Below are 19,770 nucleotides of genomic sequence, written 5' to 3' on the forward strand. Positions count from 1 at the left end.
CTGTTCTTTCCGGTGATTACCTGCGCTTTGGTGATACAGCATAACAGACACCTGTGCCAACACACCGTATCAGATAGCCTGAGCTTGTAACAGACTCTCCAGACAGTGCTCTTTAATGCCGTAAAATTGTTTAATGGCAGCAATTTGCGCCAGCGTGCTGCTGTTATCCCGCGGCTTTTTGCGCCGGGTGGCCAGGATCATTTTATTTTTACTGGTGTGCTCCAGCGAAATAAACTCAAACACCTTGGTGTCATAACCATGCGCTTCCAGTAATAACGCGCGTAAGCTGTCGGTGACCATTTCCGCCTCCTGCCCCAGATGAATACCGTGCACCAGCATTGGCGCTAACACGGGCGGTAAGCTCATTTGCGGCCGGATCTGCTTATGACAGCACGGCGAGCACATAATAATCTCAGCGCCAGTGGCAATACCCATATGAATGGCATAATCGGTGGCGGTATCGCAGGCATGTAGTGCAATCATCACGTTAATACCACGCGCTGTGAAATGCTTTACATCGCCCTGCTCGAAGTGAATGCCATTCAGGTTTAATGTATTCGCGGTGTTGTTGCACAGATCGACCAGATTTTGCCGCAGCTCAACGCCGGTTACCTGAGCATCCAGCCCCAGTGTATTGGTTAAGTAGTCGTGTACAGCAAAGGTCAGGTAGGCTTTACCTGAGCCAAAATCGGCCACATGTAACTGTTGCCGGTTAGCCAGGCCACTGTCCTCTACCGCGCCGGAGAATATCTCGATAAATTTATTAATCTGTTTCCACTTGCGCGACATTGCCGGAATCAGCTGTTGCTGGCTGTCGGTAACGCCAAGCTCACGCAAAAATGGCCTGGAAAGCTCCAGATAACGTTTTTTCTGCCTATCATGCCCAGCTATGCTGCTGTCCGCTTTTGTCTCTGATGATGTTGCCTGACTGCGTTTTACTTCACGGTATAAAGCTTTGCCTTTTTTACTGATACTCAGCTGTACTTCCTGCCCTGAGATAAACAAATTGGCGGCAAAAAACTGCTGCCCCAGCATCTGGCTAAGCTGTACCAGCGCCTGTTCAGCTGAGAAATTTTGTGTAACATCATTGGTTTGATATTTAAAGGTAAAACTAAGCTGCCACTGCTCTTTTAACAGTACCGGCCGTACCTGCAGTTGTTTAAGAGGCTCACTGCCTTTGTACTTACTTAACACCAGTTTTTCCAGTTGTCTGGTGTCCAGTGCATGGGCCAACCGCTGTACAAAGGCAGTTAGCTCGGATGAAACCGCAGTTTGAGGCATAATATCGGGCTCTGACACAACAAAACGCCTAGTGTAAGCCAGACGCTGTTGCAGGGAAATAGTGCCGTAAGGTTATCAGGCGCTTTGACGATACTGCGCGCCTTGCTGCAGTGGTAACAGGCGGTTGTTTAGCAGCCGCAGCAAATGCAGGCGTGGCAGCGTTTTACCGGCCAGGGTATCTACCTCGCCCAGCAGCAAACAGCTTGAGCTTTGCCCTTCTGTTGCCACAACCAGCGCATACTGGCTATTGCTGCCGTGTAACCGCACCAGCTCAAACGCTTTGGGGCTGTACTCGGAGTACGCCTGAAAATACCAGCTTTTATGGCCTTGCGGCAGGACAAAAGCACTGGATAATGCGGTAAGACAAATTTCCAACCTGACTGTTGGCGGCAACGCCAATAGCTGCAAGCTGTCATCAATGGCCCAAAACATTTCGGCTTCGGCCATTGACAGCGCTTGTTGCACAGGTTGGCTAATCAGCTGGGATGCGGCAAAAGGCGAGCAGAACTGGGCATCGTCACTGATATCCAGTAACAAACGGTCTTTTGTCGGACAATAAGTCCAGTACCAACGCTCTGACGGCCTTAACATGGGCATCCTGCTAAAATAAGTTGTAGATTAATTATGCAGTTACAGAAATACACTAAGCTGATCATGATGTTAAAGACTATTTTGTTCTAACAGCCGATGATCAGCTACTGATCCTTATAAGCTGGTGACGATCTGTTTAATCAGCGCCGGGCCATGGTAAATAAAGCCGGTATATACCTGCAGTAAGTTGGCGCCGGCCGCCAGTTTTTCTTGTGCCGATTGCGCATCGCTAATGCCGCCAACCCCAATAATTGGCAGTTTAGCGCCAACCGCTAAGCGTAACTGGCGCAATACTTCGGTGCTTTTATCGCGCACCGGCAAACCGCTTAAGCCACCGGCTTCGTCGGCGTAACGCTGGCCTTGTACCAGGCTTCTGTCCAACGTGGTGTTGGTAGCAATGACGCCATCCATTTTACTTTTCAGCAAGGTTTCAGCCACCTGTTGTACAGCAACGCTGTCCATATCCGGCGCAATTTTAACAAACACCGGCACATATTTATCGTACTGCGCTTGCAAGTCCAGCTGCTCGTTCTTCACGCTTTGCAACAAATCAAACAAAGCATCACCAAATTGCAGATCGCGCAGCCCCGGTGTATTAGGCGATGAGATATTCACGGTAATATAACTGGCGTGGGCATACACTTTACGCATACAGTGCACGTAGTCATCTTTACCCTGCTCGTTCGGCGTATCTTTATTTTTACCGATATTAATCCCCAGCACGCCTTTATAGCTGGCTTTTTTTACATTTTCGACCAGGTAATCGACGCCCTTATTGTTAAACCCCATCCGGTTAATAATGGCTTCCGACTGTGGCAGGCGAAAAATACGCGGTTTATCATTACCCAACTGTGGCCTTGGTGTTACCGTGCCCACCTCGATAAAACCAAAACCCATCTGACCAAAAGCATCGATACATTCGGCGTTTTTATCCAGCCCGGCGGCAAGCCCCAGTGGATTATCAAAGGTAATGCCGGCAACGGTAACCGGCTTAGCGGGTAATTGTTGCCGCCACAGGGCGTTAAACGGGGTATGCGCCAGGCATTTAAGACTGCCCAGGGCAAAATTGTGTGAGCGCTCAGCGTCACAGGCGAACATGATTTTCTGTGCTATCGGATAAAACATAAGCTGCCTTCTTGCTATAAAAAAATACCCCGGACCAGCCGGGGTATTCTAGCCACTGTGACGGTTATTTTACAGGGTCGCAGTGGTGACTTAACAACATTAATTCACGCAGCGCCACCGAGAATTTAGCAAACTCATGGCTCTTGGTGGTTTTAAATTCCGCCAGCATTAAACGCCAGCGCTCTAACAACGCATCATGCTCAGTGATCCAGCTGCTGATTACCTCATCTGCTGCACAGACTTTGCCACAGCTGCGCACTACAACAGCTGCCAGAGCACGTTGTTGCCAGTCCAGCTCTTCGCGGTACGACGCGCGGGCCAGCGCCTGCCAGTGGTTGGCTACCGGTTGATTGGTGATCTGCTCTAAGAACCAGTGTAGATCCAACTTATCACCCAGCTTGAAGTAAATCTCTGCCACCATGGCAAGCGGCACTTTTTCTGCATCGGCAACCTGAGCAATATCCATTACCGAGAACACTGTGCTTAATTGCGCCAGATACTGTGCGATATCTTCCGGTACACCCTGCTCTGTTAATACCGCTTGCTTTTGCTGCAGCTGTTCAACTTCTGCCTGAGCCAGATAACTATTTAGCTCTTTACCCAATTGCTGGTAGGCTGGCTTGAAGAAATCGACTGTTTGCTGAATATCCAGTGCCTTGTTGCGGTGGCGCAGGAACCAACGGGTAGCACGGCGCATGGTGCGACGCAGCTGATGCAGCAACTTGCTTTGCAGCGCAGCCGGGATAACGTTGTCTAACAGTTCCAGTTTCTTCCATACGCTGGCCATATCAAACAGGTCACGGGCAATGGCGTAACATAAGGTCACTTCGCCGACACCGGCACCGGTTTCTTCCTGCATACGCTGGGCAAAATTGGGGCCCATTTCGTTCACCAGCATATTGGCCAGCTTAGTGGCAATAATCTCGGCTTTTAACGGATGGTTTTCCATCTGAGCGGCAAATTTATCCTGCAGCATTTGCGGGAAGTTGCCAAACAGCTGGCGTTTAAAGTACGGGTTTTCATAAATTTCCGGCAGTACCAAACGCTCTTTTAAGACCATTTTGCCATAGGCCGTTAGTATTGACAGCTCAGGCCGGGTTAAGCCCTGACCTTTGGCCATACGGTCGGCTAGCTCATCGTCAGATGGTAAAAACTCCAGCTCACGGTTTAACTTGCCGTCTTTTTCCAGAGTGTGGATAAAACGGGTATACTCTTTTAACTGCTCAGCGCCCAACAGTGATGAAATGCTGATGCTTTGAGTTTGCCGGTAACAGTCTTTAATCACGATAGCAGCAACATCATCCGTCATATCCAGCAGCAATTTATTACGCTGCTTCAGCGTTAAATCACCACCGGCTACCAGGGTATTTAACAGGATCTTGATGTTAACTTCGTTATCTGAACAGGTTACACCGCCCACGTTGTCGACAAAGTCGGTGTTGAGCAGGCCGCCGTTCATGGCAAATTCGATCCGGCCGCGCTGGGTACAGCCCAGGTTACCGCCTTCACCGAAAATCTTGGCTTTTAGCTCTTTACCATTAACGCGTAGTGGCTCAGAGCCCCGATCGCCCACTTCTGCATGGCTCTCGTTGGTGGCCTTAACATAGGTACCGATACCGCCGTTCCAAATCAGATCTACCGGCATCATCAGCGCTTCGCGGATCAGCTCGTTCGGTGTCATGCTGGCTTTGCTGGTGCCCAGCATTTCTTTCATTTGTGGTGATAGCTTAATGGCTTTAGCACTGCGCAGGAAAATACCACCACCTTCAGAGATCAGTGACTTATCGTAGTCATCCCAGGTTGAGGTAGGCAGGTTAAACATACGGTTACGTTCTTCCCAGCTTTTTGCTGCATCCGGGTTCGGATCGACAAAAATGTGCATATGGTTAAACGCTACCTGCAAGCGGATATGCTTCGATAACAACATACCGTTGCCAAACACGTCACCGGCCATATCACCGATACCGACACAGGTAAAATCGGTGCTTTGACAATCAATACCAATTTCACGGAAGTGCCGCTTAACAGACTCCCAACCACCCCGGGCGGTGATGCCCATTTTCTTGTGGTCATAACCGTTAGAGCCACCTGAGGCAAAGGCATCGCCCAACCAGAAGCCGTATTCTTCAGAAATACTGTTCGAAATGTCCGAGAAGGTTGCGGTGCCCTTGTCTGCAGCGACCACTAAGTACGGGTCGTCTTCATCCAGCCGCACCACGTCTTTCGGTGGTACTATCGCGCCCTGAACGATGTTGTCGGTGACATCCAGTAAGCCACGGATAAAGGTACGGTAACAGTCTTTACCTTCATTGAGGAAAGCTTCACGGCCGCCGGTTTCCGGTAATTTTTTACAAACAAAACCACCTTTTGAGCCCGTAGGCACGATAACGGTATTTTTTACCTGCTGCGCTTTTACCAGGCCCAGCACTTCGGTGCGGAAGTCTTCGCGACGGTCAGACCAACGTAAACCGCCACGCGCCACTTTACCAAAGCGTAAATGTACCCCTTCTACCCTTGGCGAGTAGACAAAAATCTCGAACATGGGTGTGGGCAGTGGCATATCCGGAATTAAGTCAGACTTAATTTTAAAGGAGATATACGGTTTGTCGGCACCGTCGTTCAGTTTCTGGAAATAGTTAGTGCGCAAGGTTGCGTTTATCATGTCGACGAAACGACGGATAATACGGTCATCATCCAGGTTGGCAACATGCTCCAGCTGACCGGCAATTTGCTCTTCCAGCTTTTCAATGCTCTTGTCGTTTGCTTTACCCTTGGGCGAGAACTTACTGTTAAACAACTGCACCAGCAAGTTGGCAAGCTCGGCATAACGGGCAAAGGTGCTTTCTACATAAGCCTGGCTGAAGGTGCCACCAATTTGCCGTTTGTATTTGGCATAGGCACGCAGTAACGAAGCTTCACGGCCGCTTAAGCCTGCGCCTAAAATCAGCCGGTTAAAACCATCGTCCTCTAACTGACCATTCCATACCTTGGCAAAAGACTCCTGGAAAGATTGTTGTGCAGCTTCAAAATCGGCCGGCACGGCGCAGTTAAGCTCCATCGCGAAGTTCAGCACCCAGCTGACCGAGCCGTCAGCACATTTTACTGCATAAGGCGTCTCACCGATGACGCGCAGGCCAAAGTTTTCCAACATTGGCAACACATCAGATAAATGGATCGGATGATCTTTATGGAACAGATTTAACCGTACCGCCTTGCTGTCGCCGCGCTCTTCCTGTGGCCGGTAAAACAGCATTTCCAGTTTGTGATCATCATTTAACGCTTCCAGCTTGCCAATATCGACCAGTGCATCGTTGGGCAGCATGTCTTCTTTGTAACTGCGCGGAAACGCATTGACATACTTGGTAATTAACTCACGGCCACGGGCTTCGCCATACACGCCAACCAGCGCGCTTTCTAATTTGTCTTCCCAGGTTCTGGCCGCTTCTACCAGATTACGCTCAATATCTTTCACTTTATACTCGACATGGCTATCGCTGATCCGCACCAAATAGTGGGTACGGGCCAACACAGATTCAGAAAAGTAGGTGGTAAACTCTACCGGCTCATCGCTACCCAAAGCCCGTTGTAAAATGGCCTGGGTTTCTTTACGCAGCTGGGTGTTATAGCGCTCGCGCGGTACATACACCATCGCGGTGACAAAACGGCCAAAGCTGTCTTTACGCATAAACAGCCGCGTCATGTCACGCTCTTGCATTTGCAGCACACCCATTGCCACGTGCAGCAACTCATCTGCTGTAGCCTGAATGAGTTCATCGCGCGGATAGGTTTCCAAAATATTCAGTAAGGCTTTATAAGCGTGAGTGCCAACAGCAAACTCAGACTTATTCATCACAGCCGCCAGCTTGTTCTTCAACAACGGAATATCGGCAGCGCTGTTGTTGTACAGTGATGACGAATACAAGCCGATGAAACGGTCTTCACCTATCACCTTGCCGTCTTTATCGAACTTTTTCACGCCGATGTAATCGATGTAAGCCGGCCGGTGTACACGGGATTTGTTATTGGTTTTGGTTAAAATCAATAAGCTGCTGTTTACTGCTTGCTTGCGGCCGGTTTCCGGCAGCTCTGACAGCATCAGATCACGCGAGGCTGAGCGGCGCATAAGCCCCAGCGAAGTATCATCGATACCGCTGATTTTATAGTCACCCTTCACCGGGCTGATGCTGTATTCACGATAACCCAGTAAGGTGAAGTTATCTTTGGCCAGCCAATTTAAAAAGTCGGTGGTTTGCTGTACTTCTTCAGCACTGGCTTTTCCGGCCGTCTTCGGCAGCGCTTTAATTACCTGCTGCAGTTTTTCCCGTGCCGGCTGCCAGTCTTGCACCGCCAGTGACACATCTTCCATCACTGAGTGCAGCTCGTCTGTCAGGGCAGTCATTGCTGCTTTGTCTGTCATGCGGTCAATTTCGATATGAAACACCGTTTGCTGCGTGCTGGCAGTCGCTTTACTGCCCAGTTTGAAAAAGTCGGTGATCCGGCCTTTGTTGTCGCGCTCGGTTTGCAGCGGATAATGCAGTAATAAATGCGCGGTAATGCTTTGGCGGCTTAACGCCATGCGCACTGAGTCGACCAGAAAAGGCATATCCTGCACCACGATTTCAACAATGGTATGCTTAGACTCCCAACCAAATTTAGCAATTTCCGGGTTAAATACCCGAATTTTAGCCGCTGGCTCAGCGTGGTCATTAAAGGTTCGCCATAAACTTAACGCTGCGCCGTATAAATCGCTGTCGTTACGGCCCACTAAGTCTTCATTAGACATGTTGCCGTACAGCGTATAGGCGAACTTTTCGACCAGATTTACCTGATCTTTCACTTTTTGTTTTATGAGTTTATTTACGTTTTGTAGTAGTACAGAGGGTTGACCGTCTATCAGTGCCATTTTTGTATCCTTTTTGCAGTCACTGCCTATAACAGCAGGCGCTACCGAACAAACCAGAGCGTGTCAGGTGCGCAGTGTAGTGCCTATTGTAGCGCTTTTCGAGCACTATTTGCCGCTTTTATGCTGGTTAAACCAGTGATTTTTAAGGGCTCTGACAACTTATTCATCTGCCTTAAATAGAAAATGGCCTTTCGGCCATTTTCGTGTTTATTCATGCAGAAAATATTTTTAATTTTTCCGCCATAAAAAGGCTGCCAGTGCCGGTAATACCAAAATAGCCCCCAGCATATTGACGATAAACATAAAGGTTAACAAGATGCCCATGTCGACCTGGAACTTCAGTGCAGAGAACACCCAGGTACTGACGCCAATGGCCAGCGTAATGCCGGTAAACAACACCGCACTGCCCCGCTCTTTTAACGCCTCAAAATAGGCCTGGCGCAGTGGTGCACCATCGCGCAGCATTTGCGTCATATTCGACAAGATATAAATGCCGTAATCGACACCGATACCAACGCCCAGCGCGATAACCGGCAAGGTTGATACGGTAAGACCAATTTGCAGCTTGGTCATCAGCGCCGTGGCCAGAACCGACACCACATACAGCGGCACTATCACTGAAATGGTCGCCCGTAAAGAACGGAAGCTCAGCAGACACAAAATAATGACTGCACCATAGACATACCACATCATCGGTTGCTGCGCGGCTGAAACGGCTTCATTAGTCGCTGCCATAACACCGGCAGGGCCTGAAGCCAGCATAAAGCGGGTTTGTTCATCACCCAGCTCGGCGCCATATTTTTTCGCTGCTGCGACTACCCGCTCAATGGTTTCAGCTTTATGGTCTTGTAAGAACAAGATCACCGGCATGACGGAACAATCGGCATTTAGCAGGCCCGTGCTGGTTTCAACCCGTGACGATGCCTGCACCAGAGACTGGGTATTGCGTGGCAATACCCGCCACTTGACGTTGCCCTCGTTAAAGGCAGCGTTAATTGATTTTGATACCGAGGCCAGTGACACCGCCGACTGCACACCTTCTACGTTTTCCATCAACCACTGGAAATTATCAATCCGCGCCATAATATCGTGCTCGGTACAGGCACTGGGGATGGTTTCCACCATCACGTTCAGGTAATCCACCGATATGGCATAGCGCTCGGTAATTAAAAAGGTGTCCTGGTTGTAACGTGAATCTTCATGCAGCGCTGGCGCACCGGCATGTAAATCGCCAATTTTCAGCTGCTGGCTTTGCATATATCCCAACGCAAACAGCGCTGCGGTAATAAGTAAAATAACGGCAGCATATTTACGCGTGGCAAACGCCGACAATGCAAACCAAATTTTATCTGCAGTCGGCGACGGTGCAGCAACCTTGTCTTTGTACCGCTGGCTAAAACGAACAAATGACATCAGTACCGGCAATAAAATCAGGTTGGTCAGAATGATGACTGCCACACCTAAGCTGGCGGTAATGGCCAGTTCACGAATCACGCCGATTTCTATAATGAGCAGGGTTAAAAAGCCAACGGTGTCGGAGAGCAGTGCCACACCGCCGGGTACCAGCAGCTTGCGGAAACTGGCCTGCGCTGCCGTTTTGGCGTCCATACCTGCCGCTACGCGCTTACCGGTCGAGTTAATCATTTGCACACCGTGGCTTACACCTATGGCAAAGACTAAAAACGGCACCAGAATTGACATAGGGTCGATACCAAAACCCATAACGGATAACAAACCCATTTGCCAAACAACGGCAATTAAAGAACAGGCAATCGGCAATATGGTTAACATTACCGAGCGGCAGAAAAAGAACACCATAATGGTGGTCACTGCAATGGCAATAGCAAAAAACAGCAATACGCCTTTAGCACCGTCAGCGACATCGCCAACCATTTTGGCAAAACCAATAATGTGTACGCTCACTGAGTCAGACTGGTACTTGGCGCGAATGTTTTGCTCAAGGGTAGCTGCGAACGCTATCGTATCTAATTTATCGCCGGTATCAGGGTCAACCTCTAATAACTGTGCCGAAATCATCGCACAACTGTAGTCATCGGCGACCATACGGCCAACGATGCCTGCCTTCTCGGTATTTTCTTTTACTTTGGCTAAACCTGTGTTATCGGCGACAAAATCAGCCGGGATCACCGGCCCGCCGGCAAAACCGTCTTCTACCACCTCAACAAAGCGCGTGCTTGGACTAAACAATGACTTTACCTGCACCCGATCTACACCTGAGGTATACAGCAACTCATCGTGGGCTTGGCGCAGGGTATCGAAAAAGTTAGCGTTAAAAATATCGCCACTTTCATCACACAGTGAAATAAGAATATTGTTGGCACCACCAAAGTCCTGCGCATGACGCAGGTAGGTTTGCATATATTCATGTTTTAACGGAATGTTTTTAGTAAAGGCAGCGTCGAGTTTGATACTGGTTGCCTTAACTAATAAAAATACGGTTGCCGCCAAAAACGCCAGGATCACCAGTGCGCGGTGGCGAAACAGGGCATACTCAAACTTATTAACTATTCGATTTACCGTCATTTTATTCTAGTTCGCTTAATTGGATCGTTTTTAAACCAGTCTCAGTTACCAGCACTAATTGCTCTTTCCACACCAGGCCATTCACCACGGCTTTGCCATCTGCACGCGATAAATTGCTGAAGGTTTTGCCATCATCAACACTCAGCCATAACGCGCCGGCATTACCGACAATAAACAATCTGTTATTACCGTCAGAAAATACGCTATTAAAGGTGGCGGTTTCGTCAAGCTCAAACTGCGACCAACTTACGCCCTGATCTAAACTTTGAAAGGCATGACCACGCAAGCCAACAGCCACTAAGCTCATACCACTGCTACGGGTAATGTCAAACAATGAGCCGTTGTAAAACTCTTCCAGCCGCTGCCAGTTTTGCCCCTGGTCAAGGCTTTTTGCCACAAAGCCCGCTTCGCCAACCAGATACAACACGTTACCATCGGCATACAGCCGGTTAAAATGTGGCAATACGGCACCAAGTTCAATTTGGTACAGCTCAGGGTCAGTCTCTTCCAGCTCGGCCAGATATTCCTGATCATCTTCGGCTAAAAGCTCTGCCTGAAACTCCATTTGCCAGTTGTTGCCACCGTCAGTTGTGCGATAAAACAGCCCATAGGCCCCAACGGCTATGCCCTGTTGTTCATTAAAAAAGTAAATATCAAACAGCGGCTTGTCATTTTGCGGCGCATAATGCTGTAACGTCCAGCTTAAGCCTCCGTCCGATGTCATTAAAATACTGGCATCGTGGCCCACCGCCCAGCCCTGCTGCTTATTAATAAAATACACGCTATTAAGGTTAGCCTGCACCGGTACCTGAGCTTGCTGCCAGCTTTTGGCATCGTCGGACAGCAGAATATGCCCCCGCTCACCCACGGCAACCAGACGCTGTTCAGCAACACTGATAATATCGGTTAACAACGCCTTATCGGCTAAAACTGCAGGATAAGCCGCTGCCGGTTGCATACTATTGTCGTCGCCGGTCACTGCGTTAGACCAAACCAGGGTGGGTAGCAGCACCAGACTGAGGATTGTTTTATACATAGTCTGAGTTATTACTCTAAAAAATCGTTAAAATAAAAACGGTTGGCACCAGGCCAACCGTCATTATGCCGTTGTTAAATTAACGGGTTCCTTCACGACGTAGTGCTGCAGGCGTGAAATCCGCATCTGTCAGGTTAACAGAGAAGTTATACATCTTGTCTTCATTATCCAGACCGATAGCGATGTAACGGCGCGAGTTAAGGTCATGATAAACCTCTAACGTGCTCCAGTGTGTCGGCACTTCATAATAGTTCAGACCGTGCGCAACCGCGACCCGATACAGCTCATTGCGGTTGTCATACAGATCGGCAACATGGATTTGCCAGCTGTCTTCGTCGATATAAAACACGCGCTTACCATACACATGGCGGGTATTTTCTTTCAGCGTTGCCTCTACTACCCAAACGCGGTGTTTTTCCCAGCGCACATACTCAGGGTTAATATGACCGGCCATCAGTAAGTCAGCATATTTCACTTCATTACTGTGCAGCTTGTAGCTGTTATAAGGAATGTACAGCTCTTGCTTGCCTTTTAACTCCCAGTTGTAACGATCTGGCGAGCCGTTAAACATATCGAAGTCATCTGTAGTACGTAAACCGTCTGATGCGGTGCCTGGTGCATCGTAAGCTACGTTAGGTGCACGACGAACCCGGCGCTGCCCAGTATTATAAGTCCAGGCCTGACGTGGGGTTTTTACCTGATCCATGGTTTCATGTACCAACAGTGCTGTACCGGCTAAGCGCGCTGGTGAGGTAACACCTTGCTTAAAGCGGAACAAAATGTTCTCTGCAGTCAGGGCTTCTGCTGTTGCATTAGGCTCTGAATATTTGAACATGATTTGCTCATCAAAACCGATAATGGTGTAAGCACCCGCCGCTGTAGGTGCCGCCTGGCCACCATTCCGGCTCGCCGCTACGCCACGAAAGCGAAGTAAATGGTTCCATATTGCTTCCAAACCGTTTTGCGGAATAGGAAACGGAATGCCGATAGCTGCGTTGACAATACCGTTACCGCCTTCAATCAGCTCTGCTTTAGTTGCAATGGCTTTAGTGGCGTCATACACATATTGCGGGTAAGACGCCGTACGGCGTGTTTGATAAATATTCATCTTGTAAGTATCAGGATAAATATCAAACAGCTTAATTTGTCCCGGACTTAGCAGTGCTTTGTACTGATCAAGATTAGATTTATCAATAGTCACTAATACCTTGTCGTCTTTAAACGGATCCGGGTGGTGCATACCAGGTGTATAACCCGCTGGCGCTTCGGTGATACCACCAGTCCAGGCAGGAATTGAACCATCTGCATTGGCAGCCTTTTCTGCGCCCATGGGTGTTAAGTCGTTACCCAGCCTCGCTGCCTGCTCAGGGCTAATTTTAGCCATGGCTGAACAGCTAAGCACCAGTGCGATGGCTGATGAAAGTAGGGTGAGTTTTTTCATAATTAGTGCTCGTCCCTTAAATAGAGTACTTGACGTTAAAAGAGATAAAATCGCGGTCGGCTACGTTATTGGTCGTGCCTTGACCACCCCAGAATACGTTGTATGACAGCTCGCCTGACCACTTGTTCAGGTAGTCAAAACTGATGGCATAAGCCAACGATTTGCGATCTTCTACGAACATAAACAATGGGTCTGGTGTAATACCATTAACATCGTGTGAAAACACCGCACGTTGTGACAAGTTTACGCCAGCAAACACGTTGTTGTAATCAAGTTTGGCCAGTAAACGATAACCCCAGGCCGATGCTGTTGGAAACGGGTTGGTCTCTGGGCCGTCGGACAAACCAGTATGTAAACCCGGAATTGCAACTCCTGCACCGTTTAACAGCGGTGCTCCACTACGATCGGTATTAGGACCGTTTAAGCGCAGTACAGACGGATCAGGCATATCCTGAATGCGAATACCACCTATCTCGGCTAACAAACTTACGTTGTCAGAGCCCCATGCCGGACCAACTAAATGGGTAAAGGTCATCTGCGCTTGCAGAGTGTCAGACAGGATAAAACCATTCGCCTTAGCACCCGGTTGAACCTTTTCACCATAACGCGGATCGCGGCCAATTTGGGAAATACCGGCCAGATCTGGACGCAAACCCGCGTTTGCCAGCTGCTCTGGCATACCAGCATACAGAATTTCAACATCATCAATTTGCAGCGGCTCATCCTGACGATATGAAATTTCACCGGCAACAGAGGTATCGCCTACGGTGGTGTTGAAGCTAAAACCGTACAGCTTAATATCTTCTGGGTACTCAATTAGCGCTTTAGAAAAAGCGGCTAATTGAGTGATGTTTTCTTTGGTTACACCACCACTGGCAGCCATTGCTGCCAAGCGGCCGATATCAGCACCAACTTGAGAAAAATCAGAAGCGATACCAGATATTACCGGGGTACGGCTGTGATAGTTCATATAGTACAGCGCAAACTCGGTATCATTCAGATCCGGTGAGAAGTATTCAAACTTAATACCGTACTGTCCACCGTCTTCTGGTTCAATCTCGCCAGCGCTGCCAAAAGGCCGTAACGTGACCTTGGTCGGATAAGCCAAATAAGCCTGTGCCGCCAGTGCCGGATCTAACGCACCTGATGCCACGCCACCCGCTAAGGCATTTAGGCTGCTGAGTAAATAAGCCAAATCAATATCAGGGTTACCAGCAAAACCTAACTGTACGTTTTGAGCATAACCGCCTTCACCGGCAAAGTCATTGGTAGAGAAGTACGTACCAGGAACCGGCAGATAGCTATTTACCCACTCATATTGGTAGAACAACTCAGTTGACAGATTATCGGTTAAACCGATGTTCAGCGTTGCCATACCAACCGGGATATAAGCCTCTTTTAAATCAGCACCGGGTGAGCGCAATACACCCACGTCGATTGGCGTAGAGTTAATGCCATGCGGAATAAAGGTACTTTCGCCCCAGCTTAATACCTGCTGCCCCACTTTGATGGTGACAGGGTTCATACCGTCATTAAAACTGAAATTACCATAAACGTACGCGTCCAGCAGTCGGACGTCACGGCAGGTTAAATCACGCGCATCATCATCGGCACAAGGGTCTACACGCTGGCCAGACAGTGGGTTAGTATAAGCACCGTCTTTGTCCATCAGGGCAAAGTCGTAGAAATACATAAAGCGGGTAAATAAGCCAATATTGTCTTTGGTAATGGATAATTCATGCAGGCCTTTAAACAGGCTGCTGAACATATCGCCGCGGTCATAATTCAGGTTACCGGCATCGCCGTTACTGGAGTAAGCACCTGGCTGTTGCCAGATTTGCGAAGGCGCATAGATTGGGTTAGTCGCGGCGTTGTAGCCAGTCCAGTCGAAGCGCGGGTGGTTTACCTTACTGATGGTATCCCAGTCACGGTCTTCCATGCGCCAGCTGCCACCGTATGAGAACGTTGAGTCAAACGTAATATTTACGTCGCCCACCGTCCAGGATGCTGCCTGCACCGGTGCCATTGACAAGGCAAACAGTGCTGACGCAACACCCAACGCTAAGGGTTTCTTAGCAAAGGTTATTGACCTTTTATTCATCTTGTTATCTCCCCCCCTGTCCCTGCAGGTTTTTCAGTTTTTTCTAGTTATGTCGCCCAGCCAACTGATCCGAGCTCAGCTTACTTAGTTAAAATAATTACATCATTTCAGGTTGCAGGCAAGGCCTGCCTCGCCGTAAATCTGTTGATTTGTATTCAGTTTTTACATTTAACGCTTAAGTTTCGGCCATTTCAGCTATCTACTGGTTTAACACCCCATTATGAAAGCGGCCGCATTATCTATAAGCCAATGAAATTAAAGGCCAAACCTTTCTCATGCGCAAGCTGGAAATTAAATATATCGTTTAAAGTATCTACTCTAATTAATTTTTTCTAACGCAACAAAAGCACCTTGCTCTGTTACCGTCAGCCGAAAGCGACCGCGAAAGCCGAGTATATCAATATAGCGGCGAAAATGGCGAAACTGCAGCTGTATCCGCTCGCCATTATCTGCAGTAACGACCACATACTTAATAAACCCCTTGTAATAAGCCTCGCACTGCTCATAGCTTAGGCTGGCATTGAAAAAGTATTGGCGCATTAATTAAGGCTTCGGCTGACCTTTTCGTACAAATCATTACTAATAGCAGCTAACTGGGATAACTGCAGCAAAGCTTGGCGCATTAACGACTGACGCTTGGCATCATAGCGACGCCAACTTAATAATGGCGTTACCAGCCGCGCGGCCACCTGCGGGTTTATCGCATCCACTTTTGCCACCGTTTGCTGTAACAGCGCGTAGCCCCTACCGTCGGCACGATGAAATTGTGCGGCATTACGCATACTAAAGGCACTGAACAGCGCTCGGATCCGGTTTGGATTTTGCCAGCTGAATAGCGGATGCTGCAGCATGTGCTCTATACCGCTAAATACCTGTTCAGTCGGATCAGTTGCTGCCAGTGAGAATGCTTTATCAGTTGCCAGCGCATCCTGATACCACTTTTCACTAAAGCGTTGCAGCAGCTGTGCAAACAAGACGGCGGAGCCTTGCTGTGCCGCTTGCAGTGCGGAGATCGTATCGGTCATGTTATCAGACTGGTGATAATGGCGACGGATCAGCTCTTCCCTGCCCAGCAGCGCCAGATAATGTAAACATACAGCGCGCAAATGCCGTCGGCCTGCTGCATCTTGCTGATACTGATAGGGCTCGCAGCCCAAGGTGTGATAACAGTTCAGCAGAGCTTGTGCTAAGCAGTTGGCCAGGTGCAGAGACAGCTGTTTACGTGCATCGATAATGGCGTCAACCGGAATTTCTGCATATTGCTCGGCCAGCGTATCAAAATCCGGTAGAGTTAACAGTTCGGCACTTAGCGCGGTGTCATTACCTGGCTGTGCCAGCAACTGCGATAACAGGGTAAACAAAGTGTCCGGTAATAGTGCCTCCAAGGGGTGTCCCTTAATCAGCTGAGCAATTTGGCGGCTCCAGTATTGCTGCATGGCATCCCAGCGCGCTACACCATCGGTCGCGTTTGTTGCTATATACAACAAATTTTCATCACTGCTGTTAACGTGTAATTTAACCGGGGCCGAGAATTGCTCCAGCCATACCACTACCGGCTCAGCGCTGATATTAACAAAGTTAAACTCTGCAACAGCCTCAGTCAGCGTTAACAAATGGCGCTGGCTGGCGGCGCCGGGTATTAATAGCTCAACTTTTACTGGCAACACCAATGGCTGTTTCTCTGCCTGATCGGCAGTGGCTGGCGTATGCTGCTGTAACACCAAGCGTAATTGTTTTGTACTGGCGTCATACTGCTGGCTGACGCTAAGCTCTGGTGTACCCGACTGACTATACCAGCGCGCGAAGGCGGTTAAATCAACACCACTGGCATCTTGCATCGCCTGTAAAAAGTCATCACAGGTAACGGCCTGGCCATCATGGCGGCGTAAATACAGTGTAAGGCCGTCGGCAAAAGCTTGTTTACCCAACAAGGTTTGCAGCATACGGATAACCTCTGCCCCTTTGTCGTATACCGTCACGGTGTAAAAATTATTCATCTCCAGCACCTGCTCGGGCCGGATTGGGTGTGACATCGGGCTGGCATCTTCAGCAAATTGGGCGGTTTTGATCAGTTTAATGGCGTCTATACGGCACAAGGTCGGCGAGCTCATGTCGGCGCTAAACTCCTGATCGCGAAATACTGTCAGGCCTTCTTTTAAGCTCAGTTGAAACCAGTCACGGCAAGTGACTCTGTTGCCGGTCCAGTTGTGAAAGTACTCATGGCCGATAATAGATTCGATATTAAAGTAATCACGATCAGTCGCTGTCGCTGCATCCGCCAACACATACTTGCTGTTAAATACATTCAGGCCTTTGTTTTCCATGGCGCCCATATTAAAAAAGTCGACCGCAACCACCATGTACACATCCAGATCATATTCCAGATTAAAACGCTGTTCATCCCATGCCATCGCCCGCTTTAAAGCGGCTAAGGCGAAGTGACCTTTATCGCCTTGGCCTTTGTCCACATACAGCTGCAAACTGACATTGCGGCCGGACTGCGTGCAGAACTGATCTTCCAACACATCAAAGTCACCCGCGACCAGGGCAAATAAATAGCTGGGTTTAGGAAAAGGATCATGCCAGCGCACCACCCGCCTGCCCTGCGCATCAAAATGCTCGGCCACTTTATTACCATTGGATAATAAGTACGGATACTGCTCGGCATCAGCAATAATAGTAACGCTGTACTGCGCCAGCACATCCGGCCGGTCAAGAAAATAACTGATACGGCGAAAGCCCTCTGCCTCACATTGCGTGCAGAAGGTAGTACCCGCAAGATACAAGCCTTCCAGTGCAGTATTCTGCTGTGGCGCTACTATCGTGACGATAGTCAGGCGGCAGCTGTCAGGTAAAGCGGTTAATATCAGGCTGTTATCATCCAGCTGATACTGAGTGTCGCTAAGTGGTATATCATCGATAGCCACACTGACTAACTGAAGCTGCTGGCCATCAAGATGCAGTGGCTCGCTATCACGCAGGCGTCGTAGCTGCATTACCGATGTTACCCGGGTCGCCTTTGGGTCAAGCTCAAACGTCAGGTCTATGTTATCGATACAAAAAGCCGGGCTTTGGTAATCATGACGGGACTTAGCTACTCGGCGCTGATTGGGCTGCGACATCGGAGTTCCTGCGGTTATCGTCGGTTAACGTTATCGTTGGCTAAAGTTATCGACAGTTGAGTATGTGTTGAGTAAGTATAGTGATAAAAAAGCCTGACTCATTCAGGCTTTTTGTCTTAGCGTTGTATCTCAGATCACGCCTTGCTGGCCATATCTTTTAGCACTGATTCCGGTGGGCTCAATTTTAAAATTTTAATGCCACAATAGGCATAAATAATCGCCAGCACCGGGTTTATCAGGTTAAAGAAGGCATACATTGCATAGTCCAGCGGGCTTACCTGTAACACACTATGCATATAAGCACCGCAAGTGTTCCAGGGAATAAGCGGGCTGGTTATAGTACCGCCATCTTCCAGCGTACGGGATAAGTTTACCGGTGCCAGGTTGCGCCGCTCATATTCTTCTTTAAACATACGCCCCGGCATTACAATAGACATATATTGATCGGCTGTTAGCACGTTAGTGGCAAAACAGGTGGCGATAGTACTGGTAATTAATGAACCTGTGCTGCGGGCAAAGTATAAAATTGAACCAACAAACTTACGCAGGAGGCCAACTTTTTCAATGGTGGCGCCAAACATCATCGCACTAAACACCAACCAGATAGTATTTAACATGCTGGCCATGCCGCCGCCGCTAAGCAGGTCGTTCAGGCTGGCATTACCGGTATCTATGCTAAAGCCGGCATGCAAGGTATGCCAGATCAGCTTGGTAATGCCCAGCGCTGCCGCTACGTCTTTTTCAATCAGATTGCTTAACAAATCTTGTTGAAACAATACCGCCCACACACCGCCGAGCAAGGCACCGATAAATACTGTTGGAAAAGCCGGTACTTTTTTTACCGCCATTGCCAAAAGCACAAACAATGGCACTAAGGAGATCACACTGATGGAGAAGTTTGCCTCCAGCACCCGGGTAATTTCTTCGATACGGGCTAAATCGGCCGTTACATCAGAATTAAAGCCAATAACGGTAAACAATAGCAGCGCCAGCACAAAGCTAGGCACTGTGGTCCACAGCATATGGCGGATATGGTCGAACAGCTCGGCGCCGGCAACGGCAGGTGCCAGGTTGGTGGTTTCACTAAGTGGCGATAATTTGTCGCCAAAATAAGCCCCCGATACGATTGCACCGGCAGTAATAGCAGGTGATAAGCCAAGGCCAGTAGCCACGCCAATTAAAGCAACACCAATAGTCGCTGCTGTTGTCCAGGAGCTGCCGATACTCATCGCCACTACACCGCACAGTATACAGCTGGCGGCATAAAACCAACTTGGGCTTAGCACCTGCAAACCATAATAAATTAACGTCGGCACCGTACCAGACAGCATCCATGTGCCGATTAACGCTCCTACTGACAGCAGAATTAGCACCGCGCCGAGCGATAATGAAATGCCTTTTACCATGGCTTTTTCCATTACCGACCAGCGATAACCATTCTTCAAACCAATAATCACCGCCACAGCGGTGGCTAAAAACAGCGCGATCTGGTTGGGGCCATACGAAGAGTTATCACCAAACAAATAAACAGAAGCTGATAACAGCACAATCAGCACAACAAGTGGCAAGGCTGCATCAAAAAAGCTGGGTTGTTTTTCAGACATTAACAAGCTCCGATTAGTAAAA

At 48.9% G+C, this 19,770-nt stretch carries 11 protein-coding genes; all 11 read right to left on the reverse strand.

The window, feature by feature from the left end:
* Positions 1-69 precede the first annotated feature (69 nt).
* The gene (locus tag RNAN_RS10715; protein ID WP_008221644.1) at positions 70-1,299 is read right to left on the reverse strand and encodes a class I SAM-dependent methyltransferase; all 1,230 of its coding nucleotides are present in this window, start codon (positions 1,297-1,299) and stop codon (positions 70-72) included.
* Positions 1,300-1,356: 57 nt separating this feature from the next.
* Positions 1,357-1,872: a cell division protein ZapC domain-containing protein gene (locus RNAN_RS10720; RefSeq protein WP_008221646.1), complete on the reverse strand. Its 516-nt coding sequence runs from the start codon at positions 1,870-1,872 to the stop codon at positions 1,357-1,359.
* 114 nt (positions 1,873-1,986) lie between these two features.
* Positions 1,987-2,997, reverse strand: a complete 1,011-nt coding sequence (gene pyrD / locus RNAN_RS10725) for a quinone-dependent dihydroorotate dehydrogenase (RefSeq protein WP_008221647.1) — start codon at positions 2,995-2,997, stop codon at positions 1,987-1,989.
* 64 nt (positions 2,998-3,061) lie between these two features.
* Positions 3,062-7,900: an NAD-glutamate dehydrogenase gene (locus RNAN_RS10730; RefSeq protein WP_008221649.1), complete on the reverse strand. Its 4,839-nt coding sequence runs from the start codon at positions 7,898-7,900 to the stop codon at positions 3,062-3,064.
* A gap of 228 nt (positions 7,901-8,128) precedes the next feature.
* Positions 8,129-10,444, reverse strand: coding sequence for an efflux RND transporter permease subunit (locus RNAN_RS10735; RefSeq protein ID WP_008221651.1), 2,316 nt, complete (start codon positions 10,442-10,444; stop codon positions 8,129-8,131).
* A gap of 1 nt (position 10,445) precedes the next feature.
* Entirely contained in the window at positions 10,446-11,480 is a 1,035-nt protein-coding gene (locus RNAN_RS10740) for a WD40/YVTN/BNR-like repeat-containing protein (protein ID WP_008221653.1), read from the reverse strand.
* Positions 11,481-11,559: 79 nt separating this feature from the next.
* Entirely contained in the window at positions 11,560-12,921 is a 1,362-nt protein-coding gene (locus tag RNAN_RS10745) for a DUF1329 domain-containing protein (protein WP_008221656.1), read from the reverse strand.
* A 16-nt stretch (positions 12,922-12,937) separates the two neighbouring features.
* Positions 12,938-15,022, reverse strand: coding sequence for a DUF1302 domain-containing protein (locus RNAN_RS10750; protein WP_008221657.1), 2,085 nt, complete (start codon positions 15,020-15,022; stop codon positions 12,938-12,940).
* Between the two features lie 318 nt (positions 15,023-15,340).
* Positions 15,341-15,562, reverse strand: coding sequence for a DUF2835 family protein (locus tag RNAN_RS10755; protein WP_008221658.1), 222 nt, complete (start codon positions 15,560-15,562; stop codon positions 15,341-15,343).
* Positions 15,562-18,144, reverse strand: coding sequence for an aminopeptidase N (gene pepN, locus RNAN_RS10760; protein ID WP_008221659.1), 2,583 nt, complete (start codon positions 18,142-18,144; stop codon positions 15,562-15,564). Before pepN ends, RNAN_RS10755 begins: the two co-directional genes overlap by 1 nt.
* A 134-nt stretch (positions 18,145-18,278) precedes the next feature.
* Positions 18,279-19,748 carry a Na+/H+ antiporter NhaC gene (gene nhaC, locus RNAN_RS10765; RefSeq protein WP_008221660.1) on the reverse strand — a complete coding sequence of 490 codons (1,470 nt, stop codon included), beginning with the start codon at positions 19,746-19,748 and terminating at the stop codon, positions 18,279-18,281.
* Between the last annotated feature and the right edge of the window lie 22 nt (positions 19,749-19,770).

This window comes from Rheinheimera nanhaiensis E407-8 (genome assembly GCF_000296695.1).
Taxonomy (GTDB): domain Bacteria; phylum Pseudomonadota; class Gammaproteobacteria; order Enterobacterales; family Alteromonadaceae; genus Alishewanella; species Alishewanella nanhaiensis.